Here is a 25305-nt window from a genome sequence, read left to right on the forward strand (position 1 = left end):
CAAAATCCGGGGCAGGATATGGATGGTCCTGCACAGTGCCGTTAAGCTGATGATATTGACAAGTTCCGCAGTATCCTTGGCGTTGATGGTGCTGTCAAGCACGCGCAAGTCTTTGTAAATGCACGACAATACGAGGGAAACAGATGATCGAAATCGATGGGGTCAGCAAATGGTACGGCACCTTCCGGGTGCTCGACGCATGCACCACCCGGGTGGCGCGCGGCGACGTCGTGGTGGTGTGCGGCCCGTCCGGTTCCGGCAAGTCGACCCTGATCAAGACCGTCAACGGTCCCGAGCCCTTCCAGCAGGGCAGCATCCGCGTCGACGGCACCGAGGTCGGCGATCCGCGCACCGGCCTGCCGGCGCTGCGCGCACGCATCGGCATGGTGTTCCAGAATTTCGAGCTGTTCCCGCACCTGTCGGTGCGCGACAACCTGACCCTCGCGCCGATGAAAGTGCTGAAACGCTCGCGCGACGAGGCCACGGCCAACGGCCTGAAATACCTGGAACGGGTCGGCCTGCTGGCGCACCAGGACAAGTTCCCGGCCCAGCTCTCGGGCGGCCAGCAGCAGCGGGTGGCGATCGCGCGGGCGCTGGCGATGGATCCGGTCGCCATGCTGTTCGACGAACCGACGTCCGCGCTCGACCCCGAGATGGTGGGCGAGGTGCTGGACGTGATGGTCGGCCTTGCCAGGGACGGCATGACCATGATGGTGGTCACCCACGAAATGGGCTTTGCGCGCAAGGTGGCCGACCGCGTGCTGTTCATGGATGGCGGCCGCATCGTCGAGGACAGCGCCAAGGAAGCGTTTTTCGAGGCCCCGAAGTCGGAGCGGGCGCGCGAGTTCCTGTCCCGGATCATCCACTAATATAGATTAGGCCCGCGCCAGCGCCTCCAGCTGCGCCAGCAGCGTGGCCGGCACGGCGATGCCCTCTGCCTCGGCATGATCCGCCAGCGCCTCGCGGCGCGACCCCGGCAGGCGCACGTCCTCGTCCACCAGCATCGCTTCCACCAGCGTCTCGATCCGGGCGTGGAATACCTCGCCGCCGGCCAGCGCCGCCGGGTCGACCACCAGGAAGGCCTGGCCGATGCGCGGCCGGTTGCCTTCGGCCGGGAAGAAGGAATCGGCCTCGAAGCCGAACGCCGCCCCGGTCAGTGCGCAGCACAGCAGCTCGACCACCAGCGCCAGCATGGCGCCCTTGACGCCGCCGGCCGGCAGCATCATCCCTTCCATGCCTGCCGCCGGATCGGTGGTCGGGTTGCCGTCCTTGTCCAGCGCCCAGCCTTCGGGAATGCTGCGCCCTTCCTGCTTGGCCACCATCAGCTTGCCGCGCGCGACCTTGGACAGCGACAGGTCGATCACCAGCGGGGAGGCGTCGCGGCGCGGGAACACGGCGGCGATCGGGTTGGTACCGAACAGCGGCCGCTTGCCGCCCCAGGCCGGCATCGCGCCGGGCGAATTCGAAAATGCCAGGCCGACCATGCCGGCGGCCGCCACCGGCGCCAGCTGCAGGGCGGCGGCGCCGGAGTGGTGGCTGTTGGTGACGCCGGCAAAGGCGGCGCCGCATGCGCGCGCCGAGCGGATCGCTTCCTGCACCGCCAGTTCGCAGGCCGGGAAGGCAAAGCCGTCGGCGGCATCGACCAGCAGGGCGGCGGGGCGGGTCTGCTGCACGCGCGGCACGGCCTTGCCGTCGACCCGGCCGCTGGCCAGGTGCGAACAATACTGGGGCACGCGCGACAGGCCGTGCGAGCTCAGATGCTGGGCTTCGGCCGCGACCAGCGCACGCGCGGTGGATTCGGCCATGGCGCGCCCGGCGCCGGCGCGCACCAGGGCGTCGGTGGCGAGGGTGGTCAATTCGGTAATGCTGCGTGTCGGCATGAAAAATCCTGTCTCGGTGGCGAGCCGGCATTAGATCACGAGTGCGCCATGAGGTGTGCTCCAGGCGATGTCCACGGGGTAGAATATCGCCGTCCGCAATCCGAGAACCGCCATGTCCATCATCGAATCCCCAGATACCCTTACTATCACCCGCCCCGACGACTGGCACCTGCACCTGCGCGACGGCGCCACCCTGGCCGACGTCCTGCCGCACACCGCCCGCCAGTTCGCGCGCGCGATCGTGATGCCGAACCTGAAACCGCCGGTCACCACCGCCGCCGCCGCCACCGAGTACCGCCAGCGCATCCTGGCTGCTCTGCCGCAGGGCATGGCATTCGAGCCGCTGATGACGCTGTACCTGACCGACAATACCGATCCGGACGAAATCCGCCGCGCGGTCGACACCGGCTTCATCCATGCGGTGAAGCTGTATCCGGCCGGCGCCACCACCAATTCGGCGGCCGGCGTGACCGACCTGCGCAAGTGCTACAAGACGCTGGAAGTAATGCAGGAACTCGACATGCCGCTGCTGGTGCACGGCGAAGTCACCGACCACGAGATCGACCTGTTCGACCGCGAAGCCGTGTTCATCGAACGCGTGATGCGCCCGCTGCGCCGCGATTTCCCGGAGCTCAAGATCGTGTTCGAGCACATCACCACGCGCGACGCCGCCCAGTACGTGGCCGAAGCCGAAGGCCCGATCGCCGCCACCATCACCGCGCATCATCTGCTATACAACCGCAACGAGATCTTCCGCGGCGGCATCCGCCCGCATTACTACTGCCTGCCGGTGCTCAAGCGCGAAGAACACCGCCTGGCGCTGGTGACCGCGGCGACCAGCGGCGACGAGCGCTTCTTCCTCGGCACCGATTCCGCCCCGCACGCGCTGCACGCCAAGGAAGCCAGCTGCGGCTGCGCCGGCTGCTACACCGCGCTGCACGCGATGGAGCTGTACGCCACCGCCTTCGACGAAGCCGGCGCGCTGGACAAGCTGGAAGCCTTCGCCAGCCTGAACGGCCCGAATTTCTACGACCTGCCGGTCAACCAGGGCACCATCACCCTCAAGCGCGAAAGCTGGACCCTGCCGGCCACCGTGCCGATGGGCGAGCACGAGCTGGTGCCGCTGAACGCCGGCGAACAGATCGGCTGGAAGATGGTGTAAGCCGGCGCATGGTCCCGGACATCGCGGACATCGACTGGGCGCGCCCGTGGTATGACGCGGTGCGTCCCGCCTGGGACAGCCTGCGTGGTGACATCGTTGGCGGCGCAGGCTTCATCGACGCGTTCAACGCCAACGCCACGCGCCTCGGGCTGCAGAACCACCGCGGCCTGCCGATCCGCTTCGTGCCGCAGGACGACCTGCCGCCCGGCACCGCCTACGAAGCCTTCATCGGCACCACCGGCGGCGTGCCGACGCGCGACAACCTGCACGATTTCTTCAATGGCCTGGTGTGGCAGACCTTCCCGCTCATCAAGCGCGAGCTGAATGCGCTGCAGGCGGCGCAGATCGCGGCCGCCGGCGTCGGCAAGTCGCGCGGCCCGGCGCGCGATGCCGCCACCCTGTTCGACGAGAACGCCGCGCTGCTGGTGGTGCGCGACAGCGACGACGGCCGGGCGCTGGCCGAAGGCTTGCGCGCCCACCGCTGGCACGAAGTCCTGCACACCCGGCGCGCCCGCTTCCTCGACGATGCCCAGGTCTGGCTGTTCGGCCACGCGCTGATGGAAAAGCTGGTCGCGCCACGCAAGGCGATCACCGCCCATACGCGCGTGCTGTTCGCGGGCGGCGCCTGGTTCGGGCTACCGTGGCAGGAACGGCGCGACTGGATCGACCAGACGCTGGCCGGCAGCCTGGCGGCGGAGGGCTTGACGACCGCCGCCTTCACGCCGCTGCAGGTGCTGGGCGTGCCCGGCTGGTGGCCGGAACAGGATGAAGCGTTTTATCTCGACGAGACCGTATTCAGACCCAAGAAGGAGAAAAAATGACCGCAAGCGTACGATGGGGCATTCTCGGCACCGGCCGGATCGCCAAGGCCTTTGCCAATGCGTTGAAGGACACGCCGGATGCGGTGCTGGCCGGCGTCGGCTCGCGCACGCTGGAAAGTGCGCAGGCATTTACGCAGGAATTCGGCGGCACGGCGTATGGCTCCTATGAAGAACTGGCGCAGGCGGCCGACATCGACCTGATCTACGTCGGCACGCCGCACCCGATGCACTTCGAGAACGTGCGCATGGCGCTGGAAGCAGGCAAGGGCGTGCTGTGCGAAAAGGCGTTCACCGTCAACCGCGCCGAAGCGGAGCAACTGGTGGCGCTGGCGCGTGCCAAGAACCTGTTCCTGATGGAAGCGATGTGGTCGCGCTACCTGCCGGGCCTGGCTGAGGTGCGCCGCATCGTGGAATCCGGCGAGATCGGCAAGGCGGTGCAGGTGATCGCCGACCTCGGCTTCGCCGCGCAGGCCGGTCCCGAACACCGCCTGTTCAACCCGGCACTGGGCGGCGGCGCGCTGCTCGACATCGGCATCTACCCGCTGTCGATCGCGGTGGCGCTGCTGGGGCCGGTCGAATCGGTGGTGGCGCAGGCCGACATCGGCGCCACCGGCGTCGACGAACAGACCAGCTTCGTGCTGAAGCACCGCGGCGGCGGCATGTCCAGCTGCAGCTGCTCGCTGCGCGCGCACCTGCCGAGCGAACTGACGATTGCCGGCGACCTGGGCCGCGTGCGCATGAACACCAAGTTCCACCACGCCCAGACCGTGACCGTGACGCGCCTGGATGGCGTCGCCCGCACCGTGGCCACGCCCTACCTGGGCAACGGCTACGTGCACGAAGCGATCGAGGCCCAGCGCTGCTGGCAGGCCGGCCTGATCGAAAGTCCGGGCATGACCCACGACGATACCCTGGCCCTGATGGGCGTGATGGACGAGATCCGGCGCCAGATCGGGCTGAAGTATGCAGCCGATGCGCTGTTCAACCAATAAAGGAAGACCATGCAAAAGAACCCCTGCGCCAACTGCCGCGTGCGGCGCCTGAGTCCGCGCCAGCGCAAGAAACAGCGCGTCGCCGAATTCCAGGAACTCAGCTTCGAAGTCGACCTGGTGTTCGCCAGCCCGATGGACGGCGAACCCTACGACGATTTCCTCAGCGCATTCTCGAACTTCCTCGATGGCCACGGCCTGCTGGCCGGCGGCTTCGGCGGCCGCATGCCGCTGCTGGAAACCGGCGGCATCGTGGCCCGGGCCGAACGCGGTTCGGCCGGCGAAGCGGACATCGAGACCGTGGTGACCTGGCTGCGCGCCCGCCCGGAAGTCAAGGATGCCAAGGCGAGCCACCTGTTCGACGCCTGGTACGGCTACGAATCCAAGGCTGCCTGAACCGTGGTGTAAGTACTTGTAAATCAGGTCAACAGGTGGAGCAAAGGCTGCGTTAGAGGGGCACGTGCCACGATAACGTGCACCCAACCAACACTGAAGAGGACGTTCCATCATGAAAAAGACCATCGTACCTTTGATCGCCGGCCTGTTCGCCACCGCAGCTTTCGCCCAGACCACGCCGGCTCCGGCCACCCCGTCGACCGCGACGCCGCAATCGTCGATCTCGCCGGCTGTCGCCCAGGCACAGGCCACCCATGACAAGGAAGTGGCCGCGGCCGACGCCAAGGAAACCAAGGGCGCGCACAAAGCGAGCGCCAAGCATCCCAAGAAGCATGCACCGGTGAAAGCCGATGCCAAGATGCCGGCCGACGCCCAGACCACGACCACCGGTCCGACCGACCCGAGCACCTCGGGCACGCCGACATCGACCAGCAAATAAGCCAGTCGCCACGCATCGCAAGCCCGCCCAGTGCGGGCTTTTTTTATGGGTGTAAGCGCGCCTGCAGGCGCTGTCGCCATTTGACCACGCATGCATACGCGGTTTGCTTTCAGCAAGCCGCCGCACCGCGAAGGCGGCAAGTGGAAGATGACGGTGGATGGCGTGGAGCTGACCAGGGTCGAATGAGGCGCATACGGCCGAGTTGTAAGCATCTGTCAGCACGGTAAGCGTTTGTAAAGGCCGTCAACAGGGCGATGGGTTGCCTCGTTTTATGGACAGGCGACACGATGAACGTGCGCTGCAACCGAAAACGAAACAAAGGACCATTCATCATGAAAAAGACCATCGCTACCCTGATCGCCGGCCTGTTCGCAACCGCAGCATTCGCCCAGACCCCGGCACCGGCCACCGCCACCACCCCGGCGGCCGCCAAGGCCGAAGCCAAGCAGGAAAAGCAGGCAGCGAAGGCTGAAGTGAAAGAGACCAAGGCTGCAGCCAAGGCCGACGTGAAGGAAGCCAAGCAGACCGCCAAGACCGAAGTGAAGGAAGCCAAGGCGGATGCGAAAGAGACCAAGGCCGAAGCGAAGGCCGAGGTGAAGGAAGCCAAGGCCGAACACAAGGCAGCGAAGGCTGAGCACAAGGCTGCGGCACACAAGGACACTACGGTCGCGGCTGCCAAGTAAAACAGACACGATTCGTTGGCATAAGCACGTCGCCCCTGCCTTCGCAGGGGCGACGTTTATGGCTAACGCTATGTGAGGCCATGCCTCAAACCTTGAGGAACTCCTCGCGCCCCCCAAGCCACCTTTGCAGGTGCGCATCCACGATCGCCTCCGCCTCCGGCGTCCCCGCATCCAGCAGCCACTGCGCCACGTCGCGCGCCTGTTCCACGATCCACTGGTCGGTTTCCAGGTTGGCAAAGCGCAGCATCGCCTCGCCCGACTGGCGCGCGCCCAGGAATTCGCCGGGGCCGCGGATTTCCAGGTCGCGCCGTGCGATCTCGAAACCGTCGGTGGTCTCGCGCATCGTCATCAGGCGCTGCTTGGCCACGTGGCCGAGCGGGCTCTGATACAGCAGCAGACACACGCTGGCCGCCGAGCCGCGTCCGACGCGCCCGCGCAGCTGGTGCAGCTGCGACAGGCCGAAGCGCTCGGCGTGCTCGATCACCATCAATGACGCGTTCGGCACGTCGACGCCGACCTCGATCACGGTAGTCGCCACCAGCACGTGCACATGGCCGGCGGAGAAGGCATCCATGATCACCTGCTTCTCGGCCGGCTTCATGCGCCCGTGCACCAGGCCGACCACGAGGTCGGGCAGGGAAGCGGCCAGGGTCTCGAAGGTGTCGGTGGCGGTCTGCAGCTGCAGCGCTTCCGATTCTTCGATCAGCGGACAGACCCAGTACACCTGCCGTCCCTCGAGCGCGGCCGCGTGCACGCGTTCGATCACTTCATCGCGCCGGTTCTGGTCGATTGCGCGCGTGACGATCGGCGTGCGGCCCGGCGGCAGCTCGTCGATGACCGACACTTCGAGGTCGGCGTAATAGGTCATTGCCAGCGTGCGCGGGATCGGCGTAGCCGACATCATCAATTGGTGCGGCACCAGGCCGTCGCTGCCTTTATTGCGCAAGGTCAGGCGCTGGCCGACGCCGAAGCGGTGCTGCTCATCGACCAGCACCAGGCCCAGCTTCGCGAACTGCACCGAGTCTTGAATGAGTGCGTGGGTGCCGATCACCAGGTTGGCGGCGCCGGTTTCGGCCATCTCGCTGGCTGCCTGCTTTTCCTTTTTCTTGAGGCTGCCGGTGAGCCAGGCGACTTTTACGCCAAGCGGTTCCATCCAGGCCGCGATCTTGCGGAAGTGCTGTTCGGCCAGGATTTCGGTCGGCGCCATCAGCGCGGCCTGGTAGCCGCTGTCGATGGCCTGGGCCGCTGCCAGCGCGGCGACCACGGTCTTGCCGCTGCCGACGTCGCCCTGCAGCAGGCGCTGCATCGGGTAACCCTCGCGCAGGTCGGCGCTGATTTCCTTGACCACGCGCGCCTGGGCATTCGTCAGCTTGAACGGCAGGGTTTCCAGGAAAGCCTTCGAGAGTGCGCCCACCGTGCGCAGGTGCGGCGCGCCCTTTTCGCGGCGGGCCTGCTGCGCGCGCTTCAACGACAGCTGCTGGGCCAGCAGCTCGTCGAATTTCACGCGGGTCCAGGCCGGATGGCTGCGCTCGATCAGTGCATGGGTGTCGACGTCGGCCGGCGGGTAGTGCAGCAGGCGCACCGCCGGCTGGAATTCGGCCAGGTTGAGGCGCGTGCGCACCGACGGCGGCACCGTGTCCTGCCATTCGACCCGCTTCATCGCATCGTTGATCGCGCGCCGCAGGATGGTCTGCGACAGGCCTTCGCCGGCCGGGTACACCGGCGTCAGCGAAGTCGGCAGCGGCGCGCCTTCGTTGACGATTTTATACACCGGGTGCACCATCTCGGCACCGAAGAAGCCGTGGCGCACTTCGGCGCGGGCGCGCACGCGCGTGCCTTCGGCCAGCTGCTTGACCTGGCTGCCGTAGAAATTCATGAAGCGCAGCTGGATGTCCGAGGTCTCGTCGGCGATCGATACCAGCAGCTGCTTCCTCGGCTTGTAGCTGATTTCATTCTTGATCACCACACCTTCGACCTGCGACACGTGGCCGCCGCGCAGGCAGGCTTCGCGGATCGGGACGATCTCGGTCTCGTCTTCGTAGCGCATCGGCAGGTGCAGGACCAGGTCCATGTCGGTGCGCAGGCCGAGCTTGGCGAGCTTGGCTTCGATGTTTTTCGCTGCCGGTGTCGGTGCGGCTTTGGCTTTGGTGGCGGGCATAAAAGGCTTGTTGATGCATGTCGGCGGCCCTCCGGCCGGAAATCAGGGGTAAAATAGAAGGTTCGCCGTACACGCTTGAGCCTCTATTGTAAAGGGGGCAGCGATGATTCCAAAGAAGAGCAGAATGTATTCCCTTTCCGATTTCGATTTTGACCTGCCGCCCGAGCGCATCGCCCAGGTGCCGCTGCCGGACCGCAGCGCGTCGCGCCTGCTGCAGCTGGACGGCGACCGCATCACGGACCGCCATTTTTCCGATATCGTCGACCAGCTGCAGGCCGGCGACGTGCTGGTGATGAACAATACCCGCGTGCTGAAGGCGCGCTTCTTCGGCCAGAAGGACACCGGCGGCCAGGTCGAGGTGCTGGTCGAGCGCGTGCTCGATCCGCGCACGGTGCTGGCGCAGGTGCGGGCCTCCAAGTCGCCCAAGCCGGGCACCCGCATCCGCCTGGCCGACGCCTTCGAGGTCGGCGTCGGCGAACGCGCCGGCGAATTTTTTACCCTTCACTTCGAGGGTGACGTGTTCGACCTGATCGAGGCCCACGGCCGCCTGCCGCTGCCGCCCTACATCGAGCACGATGCCGACGATTTCGACGAGCAGCGCTACCAGACCGTGTACTCCAAGGAGCCGGGCGCGGTGGCCGCGCCGACCGCCGGCCTGCACTTCGACCAGCCGCTGCTGGACCGCGTGGCCGCCAAGGGCGTCACCATCGCCTACGTCACCCTGCACGTGGGCGCCGGCACCTTCCAGCCGGTGCGCGTGGAAAACCTGGCCGAGCACAACATGCACAGCGAGTGGTACACGATCCCGCAGGAGACCGTGGAGCTGGTAGCCGCCGCCCAGGCCGCGGGCCGCGACGTGGTCGCGGTCGGCACGACCTCGCTGCGCGCGCTGGAGTCGGCGTCGCAGAGCGGCGCCTTGCAGGCCGGCAGCGGCGACACCCGCCTGTTCATCACCCCGGGCTACCTGTTCAAGACGGTGACCCGCCTGATCACGAATTTCCACCTGCCCAAGTCGACGCTGATGATGCTGGTCTCGGCCTTTGCCGGCTACGACGAAATCCGCGCCGCCTACGCGCACGCGATCGCCAGCGAATACCGCTTCTTCAGCTATGGCGACGCCATGCTGTTGACCACGCAGGCACGCGCAACCAACACTATTTAATTACATGCTGGAATTTACCCTCCTCAAGAAAGACACGAGCGGCCTGTCGCACGCCCGCCGCGGCCGTTTAAAACTGAACCACGGCACCATCGAGACCCCGATCTTCATGCCGGTCGGCACCTACGGCTCGGTCAAGGCGATGGATCCGAATGAATTGAAGGAAGTCGGCTCGCAGATCATCCTCGGCAACACCTTCCACCTGTGGCTGCGCCCGGGCACCCAGGTGCTGGACAAATTCGGCGGCCTGCACGGCTTCATGGGCTGGGACAAGCCGATCCTGACCGACTCCGGCGGCTTCCAGGTGTTTTCGCTGGGCGCGATGCGCAAGATCACGGAAGAGGGCGTCAAGTTCGCCTCGCCGATCGACGGTTCGCGCCAGTTCCTGTCGCCGGAAATCTCGATGCAGATCCAGCGCTCGCTGAATTCCGACATCGTGATGCAGTTCGACGAATGCACCCCGTATGAAATCGACGGCCGTCCGGCCACGAGCGAGGAAGCCGCCAAGTCGATGCGCATGTCGCTGCGCTGGGCCCAGCGCTCGATGAACGAGTTCAAGGCCGGCGAGAACCCGAACGCGCTGTTCGGCATCGTCCAGGGCGGCATGTACGAGCGCCTGCGCGACGAATCGCTGGCCGGCCTGGAAGATATCGACTTCCCGGGCCTGGCGATCGGCGGCCTGTCGGTCGGCGAGCCGAAGGAAGACATGATGCGCATCCTCGAGCACGTCGGACCGCGCCTGCCTGAAAACAAGCCGCACTACCTGATGGGCGTCGGCACGCCGGAAGACCTGGTGGCCGGCGTGGCCAACGGCGTCGACATGTTCGACTGCGTGATGCCGACCCGGAATGCGCGCAACGGCTGGCTGTTCACCCGCTTCGGCGACCTCAAGATCAAGAATGCGCGCTACAAGGATGACCAGGCGCCGCTGGACGAGTCCTGCACTTGTTATTGCTGCAAGAACTTTTCGCGAGCGTACTTGCACCACCTGCACCGCTCGAAGGAAATCCTGGGGGCACGCCTGAATACGATCCACAACCTGCACTATTACTTGAACCTGATGCAGGAAATCCGCGACGCGATTGATGCGGATCGCTTCCATGAATTCCGTTTGCAGTTCAATGCGGATCGGGCCCGTGGCGTTTAAATTTTTGCAATCTCTTGCAATCAGGCATGTCATTACTACATGATGGTAATGGCCCGCGCCGAACCACGGGTGCTAGAATACAGCGCTTAATTTTTACCTTTTATACTTAGAATCGGAGTCTTTGTGTTCATTTCCAACGCTTACGCGCAAACCGCTGGTGCCGCCGCCGATCCGGGCATCATGGGCACCCTGGGCATGTACGGCCCGTTCGTCATCCTGTTCGTGCTCATGTATTTCCTGATGATCCGCCCGCAACAGAAGCGCCAGAAAGAACTGCGCACGATGATGGATGCGTTGGCTAAGAACGACGAAGTCATCACCGTCGGTGGCGTCCTCGGCCGCGTGACCAAGGTCAGCGAAGGCTATGTGACCATCGAAGTCGCTCCCGGTACCGAAATGGTGGTGCAGAAGAGCGCCGTCACCGCGCTGCTGCCGAAGGGCACCCTGAAGTCGCTGTAAGCCGGCCGCGCCGGTCGACGATCGAGCGCACCTGCCCATTCTTGAACGCTGGAACATCATGAATCGCTATCCCCTCTGGAAATACATACTGATCCTGGTGGCAGTACTGCTGGGCTTGTTGTACACCTCGCCCAACTACTTCGTCGACTCGCCGGCACTGCAGATCACCACCGGCAAGGCCACCGTCCGGGTCAACAGCGACACCGTCACCCAGGTGGCCGAGACGCTCAAGCGCGACGGCGTGCCTGCCGAACAGGTCAGCCTGGAAGGCGCCGGCGACACCAGCGCGGTGCTGGCCCGCTTCAACAGCACCGACGCCCAGTTCAAGGCCAAGCTGGCGCTCGAGCGTGACCTCAACCGCGACCAGGCCGACCCCGACTACACCGTGACCGTCAACCTGGTCAAGAACACCCCGGTCTGGATGCAGAAGCTGGGCGCCAAGGCCATGAACCTCGGCCTCGACCTGCGCGGCGGCGTGCACTTCCTGCTGCAGGTGGATGGCAAGGCGGTCCAGGAAACCCGCATCAAGGGTATCCAGGCCGCGGCCCGTTCCCAGCTGCGCGACCAGAACGTGCGCCACGCCGGCATCGACCGTGTCGGCAACAACATCGAGATCAAGTTCCGCGACGCCGATACCCGCGCCAAGGCGCGCAGCGTGCTGGCCAACCAGAACAGCGACCTGATGTTCACCGAAGCCGCCGATGGCACCGACCTGAAACTGCTCGTCACCATGAAGCCGGACGCGCTGCAGCGCGTGGTGGAAGAGGGCGTCAAGCAGAACATCTCGACCCTGTCCAAGCGTATCAACGAGCTGGGCGTGTCCGAGCCGGTGATCCAGCAGCAGGGCAAGGACCGTATCATCGTGCAGTTGCCGGGCGTGCAGGACGTGGCCCATGCGAAGGACATCATCGGCCGCACCGCGACCCTGGAATTCCGCATGGTCGACGATTCGATCACCCCGGGTACCGAACTTTCCGCTGCGATTCCGCTGAATTCGGAGCTGTTCAAGGACGGCCCGGCCGCACCGGTCGTGGTCTACAAGGATGTGGTGCTGACCGGCGACTACATCGCCAGCGCCAGCGCCAGCTTCGACGAAAACCAGCGTCCCGCCATCAGCATCGACCTGAACGGCGACGGCGGCCGCAAGATGCGCGAAGCGACCCGCCCGCGCGTCGGCAAGCGCATGGCCGTGCTGCTGAAGGAAAAGAACAAGTACATCGTGCTGCAGGCACCGAACATCCAGGAAGAACTGGGTTCGCGCTTCCGCATCACCGGCCTGGAATCGCCGCAGAAGGCGGCCGAGACCGCGCTGCTGCTGCGCGCCGGCGCCATGGCGGCACCGACGGAATTCGTCGAGGAACGCGTGGTCGGCCCGCAGCTGGGTGCCGAGAACATCTCCAAGGGCCTGCATTCGACCCTGTGGGGCTTTGTCGCCATCGCGATCTTCATGATCATCTACTACCAGCTGTTCGGTTTCTTCAGCGTGATCGCGCTGGCCTGCAACCTGCTGTTCCTGCTGGCCCTGCTGTCGATGCTGCAGGCAACCCTGACCCTGCCAGGTATCGCGGCAATCGCGCTGGCACTGGGTATGGCGATCGACGCCAACGTGCTGATCAACGAGCGTATCCGTGAAGAGCTGCGTGCGGGTAATACCCCGCAGGCGGCGATCGCGGCCGGCTTCGAGCACGCCTGGGCCACCATCCTGGACTCGAACGTCACCACCCTGATCGTCGGCCTGGCACTGCTGGTGTTCGGCTCGGGCGCGGTGCGCGGCTTCGCGGTCGTGCACTGCCTGGGTATCCTGACCTCGATGTTCTCGGCAGTGTTCCTGTCGCGCGGCGTGGTCAACCTGTGGTACGGCCGCCGCGGCAAGAAACTGGGCAAGCTGGCGATCGGTACCGTATGGAACGCAGGCACCACCGCCACCGCAGGGACTGGCACCAGCGCCGGCACCAAGCCGGCCGTGAAGAAATAAGGTAAGCGAGAGCAATCATGGAATTTTTCAAGATCAAGCGGGACATCCCGTTCATGCGCCACGCGTTGATTTTCAACGTGATCTCGACGCTGACCTTCGTCGCGGCGGTGTTCTTCCTGCTGACCAAGAACCTGAACTACTCGGTCGAGTTCACCGGCGGCACCACGATGGAGCTGCGCTACAACCACGCGGCCAATCAGGACAAGATCCGCCACACCCTGGAACAGCTGCACTACGAGCCGGTGGTGACCAGCTTCGGCACCGCCAGCGATATCATGCTGCGCTTGCCGCCGGCCAAGAACAGCACCGGTGTGGCGCCATCGGCGACCGTGTTCAATGCCCTGTGCGCATCGGAAAGCGGCACCCCGAAGCAGATCCAGGAAACCACCGACAAGGGTGAGAACATCACCCGCACCAGCTGCGTCAACGCGGCCGGCGCGGAAGTCGTGAAACTGCAGCGCGTGGATTCGGTCGGTTCCCAGGTCGGCGACGAGCTGGCCCAGAACGGCCTGAACGCGCTGATCATGGTGGTGGTGGGCGTGATGATCTATCTGGCCGTGCGCTTCGAGTGGAAGTTCGCGGTGGCGGCGATCATCGCCAACCTGCACGACGTGGTGATCATCCTCGGCTTCTTCGCCTTCTTTCAGTGGGAATTCTCGCTGACCGTGCTGGCGGCGATCCTGGCGGTGCTGGGCTATTCGGTCAACGAATCGGTCGTGATCTTCGACCGGATCCGCGAAACCTTCCGCAAGCAGCGCAAGATGAGCGTGACCGAGGTCATCGACCACGCGATCACCAGCACCATCTCGCGTACCATCATCACCCACGGCTGTACCGAGATGATGGTGCTGTCGATGCTGTTCTTCGGCGGCCAGGCACTGCACTTCTTCGCCGTCGCGCTGACCATCGGTATCCTGTTCGGTATCTACTCGTCGGTGTTCGTGGCGGCGGCCATCGCCATGTGGCTGGGCGTGAAGCGCGAAGACCTGATCAAGCCGGTCAAGGAACGCGACGAAACCGACGGCGCCGTCGTGTAAGCGACCGCTCCAGTTTCTGCCGAATGAAAACGCCACGCTTGCCGTGGCGTTTTTTATTGTTGCGCTGGTAGGGCAAGCTTTGTAAATGCCTGTCGGAAAAACTTACAAAGTATTCCGACAGCATATTTAGTCTATTGATTCCAAAAAGAATTTATTGTCGGCACATTTCTTGCATCAATAAATTTTTCACTAAAACAACTAGGGATTCCTGATGAAAAAGTTTTTGCAGGCAGCGTTTGCTGCAAGCCTTGGCCTGATCGCCTTGGCACCGGCACACGCCAGCTTGTACACCACGTCGTACGGCACCCAGCTGGACACGCTCAGCAACTGCGACGATTGCGCAAGCGACGCCTTGCGTTTTTCGGGCAGTGGCCAGTCGATCAACTTTTTCGGCAAAAGCTACAGTTCGCTGTACGTCGGCTCGAACGGATATGTCACCTTCGGGACGCCTCGTACGAACTTCACGCCGGCGCCCCTGGATACCCAGACCCTGTCTCCGATGATCGCTGCCTTGTACTCCGACCTGGATACACGGGGCGACGACGCATCCAACATCTATGTCAACGCGGCGACCGCGGGGGAGCTGGTCATCACCTGGGAAAAAGTCGGCATTTTCTCGGTCAACTATAACCAGCGCAATACCTTCCAGATCGTCGTGCGTTCCGACCAGTTCAGCGTCCCGGCCGGCAGCGGACAGATCGGTGTGTACTACGGCGATATCGGCACCACCGCGATGGTATCGGCCGGCTTCGGCGACGGGCTGGAAAGCGTGAACCCAGGCGAGAAATCGTTTGCCTACAATGTGCCCGGCACTACGCTGAGCAACAGCCCGCCGCAGTTCTTCAACCTGAATAACGGCGTTCCAGTGGAAGTGCCCGAGCCTGCCAGTATCGCGCTGCTGGGTCTCGGCCTTGCAGGCTGCATCGCGGCACGCCGCCGTCAAACCGCTTGAACGAGAACAAAGATCTTTTTGTGTGAAATGACGCACAGAGGCGTACTCGAGCGTGTTTTAACATTGGCTCGTCTCTTTCAGGACATCCCTAGTTTTGGACTTCACCCGTTCCGTTATCGGAGCGGGTTTTTTTTTGTCCAGCTTGTTTGGCAACTTATTGCCGCCTCATTGCTCCAGATACGATTTTTACGCGCTGAATCAAAAGAACGTCAAAAAATTTAACAAGTGTGAGGCAGCGCACAGAGGGCGCATAACAGCGGAACTAATATGGACTCGTCTCTTTCAGGACATCCCTAGTTTTGGACTTTACCCGCTTCCGTAGCGGGTTTTTTTTTTGCCTGTCAGGACGTGCCGGTCAGGACATGCCGGTCAGGACAGGGCAGCGCTCAGGCCGCGCACTTCCTCCGCGGACTCTTCGAGGATCCGGACCAGCGTGCCTTCACCCACCGTGAAATCGATGGTGGCGGCGCTGCGCAGGCCGGCGGCGCCGGGGCGTTCCAGCAGCGGTGACGGCACCGGGCACAGGTCGTTGGCCAGCAGGAGGGTATCGCCCAGGGTTTCCGGCGGCAGCGCACGCATGCCGTTCCACAGCGCTTCGATCGCGCCCATTACCGGCGCCGGCACGCCCAGCTTGAGCAGCACGCCGCGTCCGATCTCGACTTCGCCGTGTTCGATCCAGTCGTCGGCGCCGCCTTCCAGCAGGCCGGGGAACTCGGCCGCGCGCGACAGCACGTAAAAACCGCCGACTTCATGCACGATGCCGGCGAACATCGCCGTTTCCGGATCGACGTTGGAAACGCGCTTGGCGATCACCTGGGACAGGGCGGCGACGTGGGCAGAGTGCTGCCACAGCTGGTCGGCCTTGGCGCGCAGGCCGGCGTCGGTGATGCCGCTGGCGAGCTGGCGCACGATCACCGCCGCCGCCAGCGCGCCGAGGGTGCGGAAGCCGACCCGCTGCACCGCGGCGCGCACGTTGGTCACGTCCTGGCCGCTGCGGTTGTAGGCGGCCGCATTCGCGATCGCGACCGTGCGCGCAGCCAGCAGCGGCTCGGTCTGCACCAGGCGTGCGGCGTCGTCGATATGGCAGTCGGGGTCGTTGAGCGCGTGCTGCAGCTTGAGCGTTGCAGCGACGTTCGTGGGGAAGCTGAGGTCACCGCGTGCGACCTGGGCGGCGATGCTCTTGAGGGCGTCGGTTCTGTCCATTGGAAAATTATACCGCCAATAAACAGCTGGGTTTGCCGGGAAATGCGGGGAACCACGGCAGCAGGGCAGGCGCCCCGCTGGCGATGATTATCTGGACATCAAGGTTCGCTGAAGATGGCGTCGCAGCCTTCCTTCGGCTCTTCGGTATCCTGCAGCTCGTCGACCAGGCCGAGGTCGAACAATTCCTCGACCGCGTTCATGAAGCTGTTCAGCTTGGTGGCGCCGATCAGGCGATAGATCTCGCCGGCTTCGTTGCGCACGCCGATCAGCATCTGTTCTTCGCGCACTTCGTCGGGCGTGGCGACGTCGAGCAGCAGGTTGCCGATGATGTGCTTGTCGAAATGGGCCGGCTTTTTACCGTCGAGCAGGGCAGTTTTCACGGGGGTGTCCTTTGTTGTTTCTGAGGGGCAGCCGCTCCGGGTGACCTTGCATGGAGCGGCGATATGGCGGGATTATAGCCGTCCGCGGCAATCTTGCCTGCCGATCCATTTTTATCCCACGGTGCCGGCTGGCCGGGTACCATAGCCGATCTTGCAACCTGGCACGATTGCCCCAACCATGAACCAGCAGCTGCGAGGCATATGCGCCCTCGTTGTCGTCGTCCTCGTCTGGGGCACGACCTTCCCGGCCATGAAGGACCTGACCGCGACGTTTTCTCCAGTGTGGATCATCCTGGTCCGCTTTGCGCTGGCAGCCTTGATCCTGGCGCCTTTCCTGTGGCGCGCGCGGCGCCCGGATCTGCTGTCCGGCGTGGTGCTGGGCTTGGTGTTGTTTTTCTGCTACTTGTTCCAGGTCGAAGGGCTGGCGCTGACCAGCTCCAACCGCAATGCCTTCATTACCGGCCTGAACGTACTCGTGGTGCCGCTGCTGGGCGTGCTCGGTGGACGCCTGCCCGAGCGCCGCATCGTGGTCGCGCTGGTGCTGGCGCTGGCCGGCCTGGCGGCGCTGTGCTGGGATGGCGGCGCCTGGGGCCGCGGCGACACTCTCGCGCTGCTGGGCGCGCTCTGCTTCGGCGTGTATGTGAAAGTGATGGAAATCCGCACGCGCCAGGCGCTGCGCCTGATGAGCGTGACCGCGGCCCAGATCGCCACCGTCGCCGTCTGCGCCGCACTGTGGCGGCTGGCGCGCGAAGTGCCGCTGGGCCTGGGCGCGGCCGAGGACGGCGTCAACTACTGGCAATCGATTGGCAGCCAGCTGGCGCAGTACTGGCCGAATTTCGCCTATCTCGGCGTGGTCTGCACCGCCGCCATCATCTCGATGCAGGCCTGGGGCCAGGCACGCACCAGTGCCAACGAAGCGGCCGTGATCTACGCCTTCGAGCCGGGCGCCGCCGCCTTCTTCGGCTTTTTCTGGTTGGGCGAAGCAATGACCGGACGCGGCTGGCTGGGAGCGGCCCTGTTGATCTCCGGTATGATAGTCAGCCAATGGAATACCGAGGGCCGGCCTGCCGCCGCGCTCGCCCCTGAGTAATGTGTTTTAGCCACGTCAATGCAGCACGCTGAACTGTCCCGCCTGGCGCAGGAGACACCGCTGCGCGTGCTGCTGGTGAACGCCGGCGAGCCCGATTCGCTGACCTGGTCGGGCCTGATCCAGCCGCTGCGCCTGGCCGCCCGCCTGGTAGGGCCGCAACGCCTGCACGTCGACGTGCGCAGTCCCGACAAGTTCGCCGGCGAATCGCTGCGTCCCTGGCAACTGGTGCTGCTGGTCGCCGACGAAGCCGAAGCCGGCCTGCGCCCCGCCAACCTGCGCGCGCTGGCTGAACGCTGCCGCAGCGCGCCGTGCTGGGGCGGCGTCGGCGCCGGCGTGCTGTGGCTGGCTGAAACGGGCGTGCTGAACGGCGCGCGCACGGCGCTGCCGTGGTCGCTCTACCCGGATGCCGACGCCATCGCCGACCAGTCGACCTTCAGTCCGCACCTGTTCGAGATCGACGGCGCGCGCCTGACCTGCTGCGGCGGCGCCGCCAGCCTCGACTTCGCCCTGACCCTGGTCGACATCCTGTTCGGCGCCACGGTCCAGGCCCAGGTGAAGGAAATCCTGTGCGTCGACCGCGTGCGCGGCGCCGAAGAACGCCAGCGGGTGGCCTTGCAGGCGCGTTTCGGCACGCTGCAGCCGAAGCTGACCGAGGCCGTGACCTTGATGGAGGCCAATATCGAGGAGCCGCTGTCGACCGACGAGATCGCGCAACTGGTCGGCATCTCGCGGCGCCAGCTGGAACGCCTGTTCAAGCAATATCTCGGCAGCCTGCCGTCGCGCTATTACCTCGAACTGCGCCTGAAACGCGCGCGCCAGCTGCTGCGCGACACCAACTCCTCGATCGTGCAGGTCGGCCTGATGTGCGGCTTCTCCTCCGGCTCGCATTTCTCGACCGCCTTCGGCGCCCTGTTCGGCAATACGCCCCGCGAAGAACGCCAGCGCAAACTGAGCGAATAGCGGCGTCGTCCAAAAATGAAAATGCCTGTCGCAGATTGGAAAGAACTGCAAGGATGGGCTTTCTATAATGGGACGCTCGGCGCGGCTGTTGTAGTTCGCGCGACTCTTTAATTGGATGAGGAACAACGTCATGAATGCCAAGCTCGATTCCGGTGTCACCACGCGGCCTGTCACGCGCCAGACTTTCGACGAGGTCCTCGTCCCGACCTACGCCCCGGCTGCGATGGTGCCGGTGCGCGCATCGGGCCTGGACGTGTGGGACCAGGAAGGCAAGCATTACCTCGACTTCACCTCCGGCATCGCCGTCTCCAGCCTCGGGCACTGCAACCCGGTCGTGGTGGAAGCGCTGACGCGCCAGGCCAACACGCTGTGGCACGTCGGTAACGGCTACACCAACGAGCCGGTGCTGCGCCTGGCCTCGGCCCTGATCGACGCCACCTTCGCCGAACGCGCCTTCTTCGCCAACTCGGGCGCCGAAGCCAACGAAGCCGCCCTGAAACTAGCGCGCAAGTACGCCCACGGCAAGTTCGGCGCGCACAAGTCGCGCATCGTGTCGTGCTACTCGTCCTTCCACGGCCGTACCCTGTTCACCGTCTCGGTGGGCGGCCAGTCGAAGTACACCGAAGGCTTCGAGCCGCTGCCCCCGAGCATCGACCACATCAACTACAACGACATCGAGTCGGCACGCGCCGCGATCACCGACGACGTCGCCGCCGTGATCGTCGAACCGATCCAGGGCGAGGGTGGCGTGATCCCGGGCGATCCGGCCTTCCTGAAAGCGCTGCGCGAGCTGTGCGACCAGACCGGCGCCCTGCTGGTGTTCGACGAAGTGCAGTCCGGCGTCGGCCGCACCGGCACCTTCTACGACTACATGAACACCGGCGTGACTCCGGACATCCTGACCTCGGCCAAGGCCCTGGGCAACGGCTATCCGATCGGCGCCATGCTGACCACGAACGAGATCGCCCAGTACTTTGCGGTCGGTTCGCACGGCACCACCTACGGCGGCAACCCGCTGGCCACCACGGTGGCACTGGCGGTGGTCGAGCAGATCAACCAGCCGGCCTTCCTCGAGCGCGTGCGCGCCGCTTCGGCCAAGGTGTTCGCCAACCTGGACAAGCTGGTCGCCGACTACCCGCAGCTGTTCGGCAAGGCACGCGGCAAGGGCCTGCTGATCGGCCTGCCGATGGCCGACGCCTATAAAGGCCGTTCCAAGGACTACACCAAGGTCGCCGAAAAGCTCGGCCTGATGCTGCTGATCGCGGGCCCCGACGTGGTGCGCCTGGCGCCGTCGCTGATCGTGTCCGACGCCCAGATCGAGGAAGCCGACCGCATCATGCGCGCGGCCGCCGACGCTTTCCTGGCCGGTTAAAAAAAATCGCCACCTGCCTGGACGCGAGTCCAGGCGCTTTCGGGAGCCCCCATGTACCTTGTCCGTCCGGTCGAACCCGCGGATGCCGGCGCCCTCGAGGCCCTGCTCGCGGACTCCATGCCGGGAGTGCATACCCTGCCGCGCACGCGCGAGAAGATCGCGGCGCTGATCGAGCGCTCGTGCGCCTCGTTCGCGGCCCACGTCGACATCCCCAGCGAAGAAACCTACCTGTTCGTGCTCGAGCACATCGAGACCCGTGAACTCGTCGGCACCGCCGCCATCCACGCCTCGGCCGGCTCCAACGGCACGTATTTCGCCTTCCGCAACGACGTGATCCAGCAGGTCTCGCGCGACCTGAACATCAGCCACAGCGTGCACGCGCTGACCCTGTGCTCGGAACTCACCGCGTATTCGCAGCTGTCCGGCTTCACCATCCGCCACCGCGACAGCGCCGGCCAGGAAGCGGCCCTGCTGTCGCGCGCCAGGCTGCTCTACGCGGTGCTGGCGCCGCACCGCTTCGGCGACCGTTTCTTCGTGCCGCTGGCCGGCGTCACCGACGACGAAGGCCAGTCGCCGTTCTGGGACGCCCTGGGACGCAAGTTCTTCAAGATGGATTTCCTGGACGCCGAACGCACCATCGGCGGTGCCCGCAACCGCACCCTGATCGTCGAGCTGATGCCGCATTATCCGGTCTACGTGCCGCTGCTGCCCGGACCGGCGCAGGCGGCCATGGGCCAGATCCATCCGGACGGCGAACTGGCGTTCGACCTGCTCACCGAAGAAGGCTTCGAGGCCGACGAATACATCGACATCTTCGACGGCGGCCCGATCCTGCAAGCCCACAAGAACGCGCTGCGCTCGTTTTCGGGCGCCATGGTGCGGCGCGTGGTGGCTCCGGCGCGCGGACCCGCCGCGCCGGCCCAGCTGGACACGATGGTCACCTACGCCGTGGCCAGCAGCGAGCGCAACTTCCGCGCCATCGTCGTGCCCTGCGCGCCGGCCGAAAGCTTCGATGCCCTGTGCCTGCCGGCCTGGGCCCAGCAGGCGCTCGGCGTGGCGCCGGGCGACAACGTCATCTGCGTGCGCATCTGAAGGAACTCCAACCATGCTCGTAATACGCGCAATCACCCTGGACGACATCGACCCCCTGATCGAGATGGCGCGCCAGGTCGGCAGCGGAATGACCACCCTGAAGCCGGACCGTGCCATGCTGGGCGAACGCGTGAACATCGCGGTGGCCTCGTTCGCCCAGACCATTCCGCCGGAAGAACGCGACTACATGTTCGTGATGGAAGACACCGCCGGCGGCCGTCTGGCCGGCGTCTGTGCGATCAAGGCCGCGGTCGGCCTCACGGAACCGTTCTACAACTACCGCATCGGCACCCTGGTGCACCACAGCCGCGAACTGAACGTGTTCACGCGCATGGACACCCTGTACCTGTCGAACGACCTCACCGGGTCGACCGAGCTGTGCTCGCTGTTCCTGATGCCGGAATACCGCACCGGCTCGAACGGCAAGTGGCTGTCGAAAAGCCGCTTCCTGTTCATCGCCCAGTTCCAGCACCTGTTCACCGAAAAGATCATCGCCGAGATGCGCGGCTACCAGGCCGAGGACGGCACCTCGCCGTTCTACGAAGGCCTGGGCCGCCATTTCTTCAAGATGGATTTCAACCACGTCGACGGCCTGACCGCGATCGGCAAGAAGTCCTTCATCGCCGAGCTGATGCCACGCCAGCCCCTGTACGTGGCCTACCTGCCGGACGACGCCCAGCAAGTCATCGGCCAGGTGCACCGCTCGACCCAGCCGGCGCGCAGGCTGCTGGAGCAGGAGGGCATGCACTACGAAGGCTACGTCGACATCTTCGATGCCGGCCCCGTCCTGCAGGGCCGCGTGACCGAGCTGCGCGCGGTGCGCGACAGCGTGCTGACCGTGGCCGACGAAGGCCAGCCGGAAGGCGAATGCGACGTCACGCTGGTGTCGAACACCCGCATCGACGATTTCCGCATGATCCTGACGCAAGCCTGCGCCGGCGGCACCCAGGTGTCGCTGTCGGCACGCGAACTGCAACTGCTGCATTGCCAGGCGGGCGACCCGGTGCGCACGCTGTCACTCAATGTAAGGAAGAACGTACATGGCTAATCTGTCGAACTACATCAACGGCGAATGGGTCTCAGGTAGTGGTCCCGAGCTGGTCACCGTCGATCCTTCCACCGGCGCCCGGACCTGGACCAGCAATGCGTCCACGAGCGAAGACGTGGCGCGCGCCGTGCAGGCCGCGCACGACGCCTTCGAAGACTGGGCGCTGCGCCCGCTGCAGGAGCGCATCGCGATCTGCCAGCGCTTCCGCGACCTGCTGAAAGAGCACAACGATGACCTGGCCGCGATCATCGCCGAGGAAGTCGGCAAGCCGCTGTGGGAAGCGCGTACCGAAGTGACGACCATGGCCAACAAGGTCGACATCTCGGTCCAGTCGCACGCGGCGCGCACCGGCGAAACCAGTGCCAAGGTGGCCGACGGCGACGCCGTGCTGCGCCATCGTCCGCACGGCGTGTTCGCCGTGTTCGGCCCGTACAACTTCCCCGGCCACCTGCCGAACGGCCACATCGTGCCGGCCCTGATCGCCGGCAACACGCTGGTGTTCAAGCCCAGCGAATACGCGCCGCGCACGGCCGTGCGCACGGTGGAACTCTGGATCGAAGCCGGCCTGCCGCAGGGCGTGCTAAACCTGGTCAACGGCGGCCGCGATACCGGCATCGCCCTGGGCCAGGCCGACGTCGACGGCGTGCTGTTCACCGGCAGCAGCCAGACCGGCGCTGCGCTGCACAAGCAGTTCGGCGGCCAGCCGGGCAAGATGCTGGCGCTGGAAATGGGCGGCAACAACCCGCTCGTCGTCTGGGATCTCGGTGGCAACGACAAGGACGTGGACGCCGCCGTGCACCACACTGTGATGTCGGCCTTTATCTCGGCCGGCCAGCGCTGCACCTGCGCGCGCCGCCTGGTGGTGCAGGACACGCCGGCAGGCCAGGCTTTCATCGAGCGCCTGGTCGAGGTGGCCGGCAAGCTGGCAGTGGGGCCGTCGAACGCCGATCCGCAGCCCTTCATGGGCCCGGTCGTCTCGAGCGCAGTGGCTGCGCGCCTGGTCGAAGCGCAGTCGATGATGGAGGAGAAGGGCGGCAAGGTCCTGCTGCGCATGCGCCAGCCGGATCCGAACGCCGGGTTTGTGAGCGCCGGTATCGTCGACGTCACCGATGCGCAAGGCATCCCGGACGAGGAGTGGTTCGGCCCGCTGCTGCAGGTGATCCGCGTGAGCGACTTCGATACCGCGATAAAAGCTGCCAACGCCACCCAGTTCGGCCTGGCCGCGGCGCTGCTGTCGCCGTCCGAAGACCTGTGGAAGCGCTTCGCCGTCAAGGCGCGCGCCGGCGTGGTCAACTGGAACCGTCCGACCACCGGCGCGGCCAGCTCGGCCCCGTTCGGCGGCGTCGGCAAGTCGGGCAACCACCGCCCGAGCGCCTACTACGCCGCCGATTACTGCGCCTACCCGGTCGCCTCGATCGAAAACGCCGCGCTCGAGATGCCGGCCAAACTCTCCCCGGGACTCAGCTTCTAATGTACAACGCCCGCGAATTCAACTTCGATGGCCTGGTCGGCCCATCGCACAACTATGCCGGCCTCTCGTTCGGCAACGTCGCCTCCTTCAACAACGTCAAGAGCGCGTCGAATCCGCGCCAGGCCGCCCTGCAGGGGCTGGCCAAGATGCGGGCACTGGCCGCGCGCGGCTTCGCCCAGGCGGTGCTGCCGCCGCAGGCGCGTCCGAACTTCCGCCTGCTGCGCCAGCTCGGCTTTTCCGGGAGCGACGCCGACGTGCTGGCCCACGCCTGGCGCGAAGCGCCGGTGATCCTGGCCTGCGCCTATTCGGCCTCGCCGATGTGGACCGCCAATGCCGCCACCGTCAGCCCCTCCGCCGACAGCGCGGACGGCCGCGTGCATTTCACCGCCGCCAACCTGAACAACAAGCTGCACCGCGCGGAAGAACACATCCAGTCGACCCGCACGCTGCGCGCGCTGTTCGCCGACCCAGAGCGCTTCGTGGTGCACGATCCGCTGCCTTCCACACCCGCTTTCGGTGACGAGGGGGCCGCCAACCACACGCGCTTTGCCAGTGCCCACGGCGCCGCCGGCGTCGAGTTCTTCGTGTATGGCCGCGTCGAGTTCGACCCGTCCGCACCGAGTCCGAAAAAATACCCGGCACGCCAGACCCTGGAAGCCTCGCAGGCGATCGCGCGCCTGCACGGCCTCGACCCGGCGCGCACCGTGTTCGCCTCGCAGAACCCGGACGTGATCGACCAGGGCGTGTTCCACAACGACGTGATCGCGGTCGGCAACGGCAACGTGTTGTTCTACCACGAGCAGGCCTTTGCCGACGAAGCGGCCACGCTGGATGCCTTGCGCCGCGCACTGGCGAATGTCGACACCGACCTGCATGCGGTGCGGGTGGACAGCGGCGTGGTGCCGCTGGCCGACGCCGTGGCGAGCTACCTGTTCAACAGCCAGCTGCTGTCCAAGCCGGACGGCCGCATGGCGCTGGTGGTGCCGCACGAATGCCGCGAGAACGCCAGCGTGGCGCGCTACCTGGACGGCCTGGTCGGCGGCGGCGGCGTGATCGACGAGCTGATCGAATTCGACCTGCGCCAGAGCATGCGCAACGGCGGCGGGCCGGCCTGCCTGCGCCTGCGCGTCAGCCTGACCGACGCCGAGGCGGCCGCCATGCACCAGGGCGTGATCATGACCGAGGACCTGTATGCGCGCCTGGTGCCCTGGGTCGAGCGCCACTACCGCGACCGCCTCGAGCCGAAGGACCTGGCCGACCCGCAGCTGGCGCTGGAGTGCGCGCAGGCGCTGGAGGCGCTGGAAGGCATCCTCGGCTTGCCGGGCCTGTACGACCTGTCGTAAGAGATTCAGCAGCACCGCCCCGGCAGCATGGGGGCATGTTTTAATTGGCATCTGGACGGGACAACCCCGCTCGAATAAAAGCCCGGCAA

24 protein-coding genes are annotated in these 25305 nt (G+C 65.3%); 20 read left to right on the top strand and 4 right to left on the bottom strand.

What is annotated here, in order from left to right; genetic code table 11:
- Positions 1 to 143: 143 nt before the first annotated feature.
- Positions 144 to 869: an amino acid ABC transporter ATP-binding protein gene (locus FBX97_RS09945; RefSeq protein WP_141831157.1), complete on the top strand. Its 726-nt coding sequence runs from the start codon at positions 144 to 146 to the stop codon at positions 867 to 869.
- A 6-nt stretch (positions 870 to 875) separates the two neighbouring features.
- Here the strand turns inward: FBX97_RS09945 and FBX97_RS09950 are convergent, their stop codons facing one another.
- On the bottom strand, positions 876 to 1880 hold the full coding sequence (locus tag FBX97_RS09950; protein ID WP_141831158.1) for an Ldh family oxidoreductase: 1005 nt from the start codon (positions 1878 to 1880) through the stop codon (positions 876 to 878).
- Between the two features lie 112 nt (positions 1881 to 1992).
- On the opposite strand from FBX97_RS09950, the gene pyrC reads away from it, so the two are divergent.
- The 6 genes from pyrC to FBX97_RS09980 all read left to right on the top strand — a co-directional run bounded on the left by pyrC (position 1993) and on the right by FBX97_RS09980 (position 6370).
- Positions 1993 to 3042: a dihydroorotase gene (gene pyrC, locus FBX97_RS09955; RefSeq protein WP_141831159.1), complete on the top strand. Its 1050-nt coding sequence runs from the start codon at positions 1993 to 1995 to the stop codon at positions 3040 to 3042.
- A gap of 8 nt (positions 3043 to 3050) precedes the next feature.
- Positions 3051 to 3863 (top strand): DUF3025 domain-containing protein, encoded by an 813-nt coding sequence (locus tag FBX97_RS09960; RefSeq protein ID WP_141831161.1) that lies wholly within the window; start codon positions 3051 to 3053, stop codon positions 3861 to 3863.
- Positions 3860 to 4855 (top strand): Gfo/Idh/MocA family protein, encoded by a 996-nt coding sequence (locus FBX97_RS09965; RefSeq protein ID WP_141831163.1) that lies wholly within the window; start codon positions 3860 to 3862, stop codon positions 4853 to 4855. The genes FBX97_RS09960 and FBX97_RS09965 overlap by 4 nt, the downstream gene beginning before the upstream one ends.
- A gap of 9 nt (positions 4856 to 4864) precedes the next feature.
- A complete protein-coding gene (locus FBX97_RS09970; RefSeq protein ID WP_141831165.1) occupies positions 4865 to 5248 on the top strand; it encodes a YggL family protein in 384 nt (127 codons plus the stop codon).
- 112 nt (positions 5249 to 5360) lie between these two features.
- Complete coding sequence (locus tag FBX97_RS30075; RefSeq protein WP_255517408.1) at positions 5361 to 5687, top strand: hypothetical protein; 327 nt, start codon at positions 5361 to 5363, stop codon at positions 5685 to 5687.
- 332 nt (positions 5688 to 6019) lie between these two features.
- Positions 6020 to 6370, top strand: a complete 351-nt coding sequence (locus FBX97_RS09980) for a hypothetical protein (RefSeq protein ID WP_141831167.1) — start codon at positions 6020 to 6022, stop codon at positions 6368 to 6370.
- Between the two features lie 85 nt (positions 6371 to 6455).
- Here the strand turns inward: FBX97_RS09980 and recG are convergent, their stop codons facing one another.
- Positions 6456 to 8528: an ATP-dependent DNA helicase RecG gene (recG, locus tag FBX97_RS09985; protein WP_141831168.1), complete on the bottom strand. Its 2073-nt coding sequence runs from the start codon at positions 8526 to 8528 to the stop codon at positions 6456 to 6458.
- Between the two features lie 124 nt (positions 8529 to 8652).
- Here recG and queA point away from each other — a divergent pair, with 124 nt between their 5' ends.
- The 6 genes from queA to FBX97_RS10015 all read left to right on the top strand — a co-directional run bounded on the left by queA (position 8653) and on the right by FBX97_RS10015 (position 15257).
- Positions 8653 to 9690 carry a tRNA preQ1(34) S-adenosylmethionine ribosyltransferase-isomerase QueA gene (gene queA, locus FBX97_RS09990; protein WP_141831170.1) on the top strand — a complete coding sequence of 346 codons (1038 nt, stop codon included), beginning with the start codon at positions 8653 to 8655 and terminating at the stop codon, positions 9688 to 9690.
- A gap of 4 nt (positions 9691 to 9694) precedes the next feature.
- The gene (gene tgt / locus FBX97_RS09995; protein WP_141831172.1) at positions 9695 to 10834 is read left to right on the top strand and encodes a tRNA guanosine(34) transglycosylase Tgt; all 1140 of its coding nucleotides are present in this window, start codon (positions 9695 to 9697) and stop codon (positions 10832 to 10834) included.
- Between the two features lie 123 nt (positions 10835 to 10957).
- Complete coding sequence (yajC, locus tag FBX97_RS10000; protein ID WP_141831174.1) at positions 10958 to 11293, top strand: preprotein translocase subunit YajC; 336 nt, start codon at positions 10958 to 10960, stop codon at positions 11291 to 11293.
- Between the two features lie 58 nt (positions 11294 to 11351).
- Complete coding sequence (gene secD / locus FBX97_RS10005; protein ID WP_141831176.1) at positions 11352 to 13268, top strand: protein translocase subunit SecD; 1917 nt, start codon at positions 11352 to 11354, stop codon at positions 13266 to 13268.
- A gap of 17 nt (positions 13269 to 13285) precedes the next feature.
- Positions 13286 to 14305 (top strand): protein translocase subunit SecF, encoded by a 1020-nt coding sequence (gene secF / locus FBX97_RS10010; protein ID WP_141831178.1) that lies wholly within the window; start codon positions 13286 to 13288, stop codon positions 14303 to 14305.
- Between the two features lie 211 nt (positions 14306 to 14516).
- Entirely contained in the window at positions 14517 to 15257 is a 741-nt protein-coding gene (locus FBX97_RS10015; RefSeq protein ID WP_141831179.1) for a nidogen-like domain-containing protein, read from the top strand.
- Positions 15258 to 15626: 369 nt separating this feature from the next.
- Here FBX97_RS10015 and FBX97_RS10020 read toward each other — a convergent pair whose 3' ends face one another.
- The gene (locus FBX97_RS10020) at positions 15627 to 16460 is read right to left on the bottom strand and encodes an HDOD domain-containing protein (RefSeq protein WP_141831181.1); all 834 of its coding nucleotides are present in this window, start codon (positions 16458 to 16460) and stop codon (positions 15627 to 15629) included.
- A 98-nt stretch (positions 16461 to 16558) separates the two neighbouring features.
- Complete coding sequence (locus FBX97_RS10025) at positions 16559 to 16840, bottom strand: hypothetical protein (protein WP_141831183.1); 282 nt, start codon at positions 16838 to 16840, stop codon at positions 16559 to 16561.
- A 178-nt stretch (positions 16841 to 17018) separates the two neighbouring features.
- On the opposite strand from FBX97_RS10025, the gene FBX97_RS10030 reads away from it, so the two are divergent.
- The 7 genes from FBX97_RS10030 (at position 17019) to astB (ending at position 25216) form a co-directional block, all read left to right on the top strand.
- Positions 17019 to 17930, top strand: a complete 912-nt coding sequence (locus FBX97_RS10030; RefSeq protein ID WP_141831185.1) for a DMT family transporter — start codon at positions 17019 to 17021, stop codon at positions 17928 to 17930.
- Between the two features lie 18 nt (positions 17931 to 17948).
- Positions 17949 to 18890 (top strand): GlxA family transcriptional regulator, encoded by a 942-nt coding sequence (locus FBX97_RS10035; RefSeq protein WP_141831187.1) that lies wholly within the window; start codon positions 17949 to 17951, stop codon positions 18888 to 18890.
- A gap of 130 nt (positions 18891 to 19020) precedes the next feature.
- On the top strand, positions 19021 to 20262 hold the full coding sequence (gene astC, locus FBX97_RS10040; protein ID WP_141831189.1) for an acetylornithine/succinylornithine family transaminase: 1242 nt from the start codon (positions 19021 to 19023) through the stop codon (positions 20260 to 20262).
- Positions 20263 to 20313: 51 nt separating this feature from the next.
- The gene (locus FBX97_RS10045) at positions 20314 to 21354 is read left to right on the top strand and encodes an arginine N-succinyltransferase (protein WP_141831191.1); all 1041 of its coding nucleotides are present in this window, start codon (positions 20314 to 20316) and stop codon (positions 21352 to 21354) included.
- 13 nt (positions 21355 to 21367) lie between these two features.
- The gene (astA, locus tag FBX97_RS10050; protein WP_141831192.1) at positions 21368 to 22402 is read left to right on the top strand and encodes an arginine N-succinyltransferase; all 1035 of its coding nucleotides are present in this window, start codon (positions 21368 to 21370) and stop codon (positions 22400 to 22402) included.
- Complete coding sequence (gene astD / locus FBX97_RS10055; protein ID WP_141831194.1) at positions 22395 to 23873, top strand: succinylglutamate-semialdehyde dehydrogenase; 1479 nt, start codon at positions 22395 to 22397, stop codon at positions 23871 to 23873. Before astA ends, astD begins: the two co-directional genes overlap by 8 nt.
- Positions 23873 to 25216, top strand: coding sequence for an N-succinylarginine dihydrolase (gene astB / locus FBX97_RS10060; RefSeq protein WP_141831196.1), 1344 nt, complete (start codon positions 23873 to 23875; stop codon positions 25214 to 25216). The genes astD and astB overlap by 1 nt, the downstream gene beginning before the upstream one ends.
- The last annotated feature ends 89 nt before the right edge of the window (positions 25217 to 25305 follow it).

It is taken from the genome of Herbaspirillum sp. SJZ107 (genome assembly GCF_006715485.1).
In the GTDB taxonomy this organism is placed as follows: domain Bacteria; phylum Pseudomonadota; class Gammaproteobacteria; order Burkholderiales; family Burkholderiaceae_D; genus Telluria.

Excerpts from the sequence above, each read along its gene's own strand:
- FBX97_RS09945 (WP_141831157.1), top strand. The coding sequence starts at position 144 with ATGATCGAAATCGATGGGGTCAGCAAATGGTACGGCACCTTCCGGGTG.
- FBX97_RS30075 (WP_255517408.1), top strand. The coding sequence starts at position 5,361 with ATGAAAAAGACCATCGTACCTTTGATCGCCGGCCTGTTCGCCACCGCA.
- queA (WP_141831170.1), top strand. The coding sequence starts at position 8,653 with ATGTATTCCCTTTCCGATTTCGATTTTGACCTGCCGCCCGAGCGCATC.
- FBX97_RS09965 (WP_141831163.1), top strand. The coding sequence starts at position 3,860 with ATGACCGCAAGCGTACGATGGGGCATTCTCGGCACCGGCCGGATCGCC.
- recG (WP_141831168.1), bottom strand. The coding sequence starts at position 8,528 with ATGCCCGCCACCAAAGCCAAAGCCGCACCGACACCGGCAGCGAAAAAC.
- FBX97_RS10045 (WP_141831191.1), top strand. The coding sequence starts at position 20,314 with ATGTACCTTGTCCGTCCGGTCGAACCCGCGGATGCCGGCGCCCTCGAG.
- FBX97_RS10030 (WP_141831185.1), top strand. The coding sequence starts at position 17,019 with ATGAACCAGCAGCTGCGAGGCATATGCGCCCTCGTTGTCGTCGTCCTC.
- astB (WP_141831196.1), top strand. The coding sequence starts at position 23,873 with ATGTACAACGCCCGCGAATTCAACTTCGATGGCCTGGTCGGCCCATCG.
- FBX97_RS10015 (WP_141831179.1), top strand. The coding sequence starts at position 14,517 with ATGAAAAAGTTTTTGCAGGCAGCGTTTGCTGCAAGCCTTGGCCTGATC.
- FBX97_RS10035 (WP_141831187.1), top strand. The coding sequence starts at position 17,949 with ATGCAGCACGCTGAACTGTCCCGCCTGGCGCAGGAGACACCGCTGCGC.
- astD (WP_141831194.1), top strand. The coding sequence starts at position 22,395 with ATGGCTAATCTGTCGAACTACATCAACGGCGAATGGGTCTCAGGTAGT.
- FBX97_RS09960 (WP_141831161.1), top strand. The coding sequence starts at position 3,051 with ATGGTCCCGGACATCGCGGACATCGACTGGGCGCGCCCGTGGTATGAC.
- FBX97_RS09980 (WP_141831167.1), top strand. The coding sequence starts at position 6,020 with ATGAAAAAGACCATCGCTACCCTGATCGCCGGCCTGTTCGCAACCGCA.
- astA (WP_141831192.1), top strand. The coding sequence starts at position 21,368 with ATGCTCGTAATACGCGCAATCACCCTGGACGACATCGACCCCCTGATC.
- pyrC (WP_141831159.1), top strand. The coding sequence starts at position 1,993 with ATGTCCATCATCGAATCCCCAGATACCCTTACTATCACCCGCCCCGAC.
- FBX97_RS09970 (WP_141831165.1), top strand. The coding sequence starts at position 4,865 with ATGCAAAAGAACCCCTGCGCCAACTGCCGCGTGCGGCGCCTGAGTCCG.
- secF (WP_141831178.1), top strand. The coding sequence starts at position 13,286 with ATGGAATTTTTCAAGATCAAGCGGGACATCCCGTTCATGCGCCACGCG.
- FBX97_RS10020 (WP_141831181.1), bottom strand. The coding sequence starts at position 16,460 with ATGGACAGAACCGACGCCCTCAAGAGCATCGCCGCCCAGGTCGCACGC.
- tgt (WP_141831172.1), top strand. The coding sequence starts at position 9,695 with ATGCTGGAATTTACCCTCCTCAAGAAAGACACGAGCGGCCTGTCGCAC.
- astC (WP_141831189.1), top strand. The coding sequence starts at position 19,021 with ATGAATGCCAAGCTCGATTCCGGTGTCACCACGCGGCCTGTCACGCGC.
- secD (WP_141831176.1), top strand. The coding sequence starts at position 11,352 with ATGAATCGCTATCCCCTCTGGAAATACATACTGATCCTGGTGGCAGTA.
- FBX97_RS09950 (WP_141831158.1), bottom strand. The coding sequence starts at position 1,880 with ATGCCGACACGCAGCATTACCGAATTGACCACCCTCGCCACCGACGCC.